Source organism: Thalassobaculum sp., assembly GCF_040219215.1.
Lineage (GTDB): Bacteria > Pseudomonadota > Alphaproteobacteria > Thalassobaculales > Thalassobaculaceae > Thalassobaculum_A.
Genome location: NZ_JAVJSX010000029.1, coordinates 1 through 3,080 on the forward strand (window position 1 = coordinate 1; position 3,080 = coordinate 3,080).

A 3,080-nucleotide genomic window follows, 5' to 3' on the forward strand; every position below is an offset into this window, starting at 1 on the left:
ATCAGCTGCTGCCAGTCCCGGATGAGCCAGACGAAGAGGCTGATCACCACCATCTTCTTGATCAGGTCGGCGATCGTTTCCTGGCGGCCGAAAGCGTACAGCAGGAACAGCAGCACGATCTCGATGACGATCGTGTAGAACAGCAGCGTCTGGGCGTGCGGCAGCAGCCGGTCGTAGGCCAGGTCGATGATGCCGGTAACGCGGTCGAGTGCGAGATCGATGCCTTGCATCACCTGCGGCTCCTGCCGGCGTCGATCAGCGCTTTGAACTGCCGCCTCATCTCCTCCTCGATTGCCCGCCCGCGCGCCTCGTCCAGCTCCTGGTTGATGGCCGTGCGCTGCAGCTCGAGCGCCTGCAGGTAGCGCTGCAGCATCGCTTCCCGCACCTGCATGGACTGGAGCTGGTGGCTGACCTGTTGCGCCTGCATGGCGCCGACGGCGACGGCCGACCGGGCCAGGATCGCATTGAGCTGGGCGTTGGCGGACGACATGGAGATGAAGGCCGACGACACGCCCGCGACGTCGCGGTTCAGCGTCCGCCGGATCTCGTCGATCAACTGGATGTAGTCGTCGATATCACCGCCGTTCGTGATGGAGGAGGCGAGGTTTCGGAGGCGGTTGAACAGCCCGTTCATACCCTGCGAAGTCTGCTGCACCTGGCGCAGGTCGATGATCGCCTGGTCGATCGACTGCATGTCCGGCTGAACGGCGGCCCGAGCCGCCGGATCGAGCGGCAAGAGGTTCAATTGGTCCGCCTGGGCGGTAAACCTCACCGCCTGGTTGGTGATCTCGCGTTGGATCTCGGCGTAGAGCGACTGGGCGGTCTGGATGAGGTTCTCGGCGTGGTTGGCCGGGTCGTAGACGACGAGGGCTGTCGACGGTTTCGGCCGGCAAGCGGCGAGCGCCGTGGCGCAGCCAAGAATCCGCGCGAGCAGGGTGCGCCGGTCCGCGGACGTCGTGAATATGATCATCGCTCGACCCCTGAAAGCTGGCTCGGAAGGTCGATCCGGACGCGGTAGGCGTACGTCCAGTGCCGAAGGAGATCGGAGAGGGGGAACCCCATCCCGTGGACGCGACCGGCCGCATCCGCCGTGCCCTGCAGGCGCGAGGCGACGTGGGGGGCTGCAAAGCTCTTGGCGTCGAAGAAGCCGTCGCTGAAGAGAAGAGCGCTGCCGCCGAAAGTGTAGACCGATCGGGCGGACGGATTGCGGATCGAGGCCGAGCAGCCGGCGAGGCGGAGACCCGCGATGGTGCGGCGACCCTGTGCGTCCACGGAGACGACAGGTGCCCGGCAGTCGGTGACGTTTCCGTCGCTGTCGGCGTTCGGGAGGCGCAGGACGCCACCCGCCGATTGCGCAGGCGTTCTCACGATCGGGAATTCGCGCGGAGGGCAGGCAGCACTCGCCATCGGCTCGACAAACGCCGGCGGGATGCGGACACAATCCTCGTCCGGCCAACCGTTTGTGCAGCGCGTGTTCAGCTTCCCGCACACGGGCCTGAGGGACGTCAGGGCTTTCGTGCCGACCTGCTGGATCGTATCGGCGGTCAGCCGTTGGGCGGCAGTCCAGTCATGAACCCGCCCAGGGCAGGCATCGCTGAGATAGATGTCGACGACATCGAGCGCCGGGCGCTGATCGGCGACCAGGTAGATGGTCGGGAAGATCCGCGAGCAGCTGTGCTCGCCGGAGGCGTCGGCAAGTGCCGTCGGGGAGCCGCCCCCGCCGAGCGCGGCGGCCGCCAGCACCAGGGCGAAGGTGCGGTGTCGCCTCATGTCGCGATCCCCCCCTGCGTCGCCTCGGCCAACGCGTCGGCCGCCTCATCGAGACCCTTGTGCCGGAGCCATGCCTCGGCGAAGGCGGGACCGGCCGGATACCGGTTCACGAGGTTCCTGGCGGCGTCGAGGTCGGCCTTGTGACCGGCGGCGCAGAACGCCAGCGCGATCTCGCCGAGCTCGAGGTCGAAGAGACGCGAACCGCTCGGGCTGGTGAGGTAGTAGTGGCGCTTGGGAGTCGAGGCCGCGACGAGCTCGATCTGACGGTCGGTCAGGCCGAGTGCTGCGTACTGGACGCGCACCTCCGGTGTGGCGGCACCCGGGTTCGGCAGATAGATCCTGGTAGGGCAGGAAGACAGGACCTGCTGCGCGATGTCCGACTGGACGACGTCGTTGATGGTCTGCGTCGCGAGCACGATCCCGACATTCTTCTTGCGAAGCGTGACGAGCCAGGAGCGCAGCCGCGGCGTCAGGACAGGGTCGTCGAGCGCCAGCCAGGCCTCGTCGACCTGGAGCAGGGTGGGTACCGCTTCCTGGAACTGCCGCTCGAGGTGCCAGAAGAGTGCGAGAAGGAGCGGCTTGGCGACCGGCTGGTCGACGATGTCGCCGATCTCGAAGGTCGCGCGCGGACCCGGCGGTGGTGCATCGTGGCCGTCGAGGTAGGGTGCATACGGCCCACCCTCGGCGTAGGGCTCCAGCGCCGCCTTGATCGCCCGGTCCTGAACAAGCCTGACCAGGGTTGTGATGGTCCGCAGATGCACCGGCTGGGCCGCCAGCGCGTCGACGGCGCCCCAGAGCTCGCGCTGGTGGTGCGGGTCGAGACGGAGGCCCTGCAGCTGAAGAACGGACATCAGCCAGCCATGGGCCCACTCGGCGTCGGCCGGCGTGTCGAGGTCACGAAGGGGTTGCAGCGACAGGCCGAAATCCGGATCGCCGAAATGGTAGTGAACCCCGCCCGCCGCCAGGGTCGCGACATAGCCCGCCCGACCCGATTCGATGACATAGACCTGCGAGGGCCGCAGGGGCGTGTGATAGCGGGCGAACTGGAATCCCAGGAACGCGAGGAGGACCGATTTGCCGCCGCCGGTGCTGCCGATCACGAGCACGTGGCGGACGTCACCTTCGGCCAGCGTCGCCCGGAAGATGGTGTTGCCCTGCGCCGTCCCGTGAAAGAGGGGCGGCCCTGAGAGCATGCCGGTGTCGACATGCTCCGGTCCGGTCCAGGCGGCGCTGAGCGGCAGGAAGTGCGCGGTGTTCAGCGTGCTGAGGATCGGCCGGCGGACATTGGCGCGTACGTTGCCGGGGATCAT

General features: G+C 67.5%; 3 protein-coding genes and 1 pseudogene. All 4 read right to left on the bottom strand.

Translation table 11 applies throughout. The features are described from left to right. Positions 1-230, bottom strand: a 230-nt coding sequence (locus RIC54_RS19755; protein WP_350151355.1) for a hypothetical protein, incomplete at its 3' end; no start/stop codon positions are given. After that, positions 230-970, bottom strand: a complete 741-nt coding sequence (locus RIC54_RS19760) for a hypothetical protein (RefSeq protein ID WP_350098827.1) — start codon at positions 968-970, stop codon at positions 230-232. The genes RIC54_RS19760 and RIC54_RS19755, both read right to left, overlap by 1 nt. Further along, the gene (locus tag RIC54_RS19765) at positions 967-1,770 is read right to left on the bottom strand and encodes a hypothetical protein (protein WP_350098825.1); all 804 of its coding nucleotides are present in this window, start codon (positions 1,768-1,770) and stop codon (positions 967-969) included. Before RIC54_RS19765 ends, RIC54_RS19760 begins: the two co-directional genes overlap by 4 nt. Next, a pseudogene (locus RIC54_RS19770) lies at positions 1,767-3,080 on the bottom strand (conjugal transfer protein TrbE); the annotation flags it as partial. The pseudogene RIC54_RS19770 and the gene RIC54_RS19765, both read right to left, overlap by 4 nt.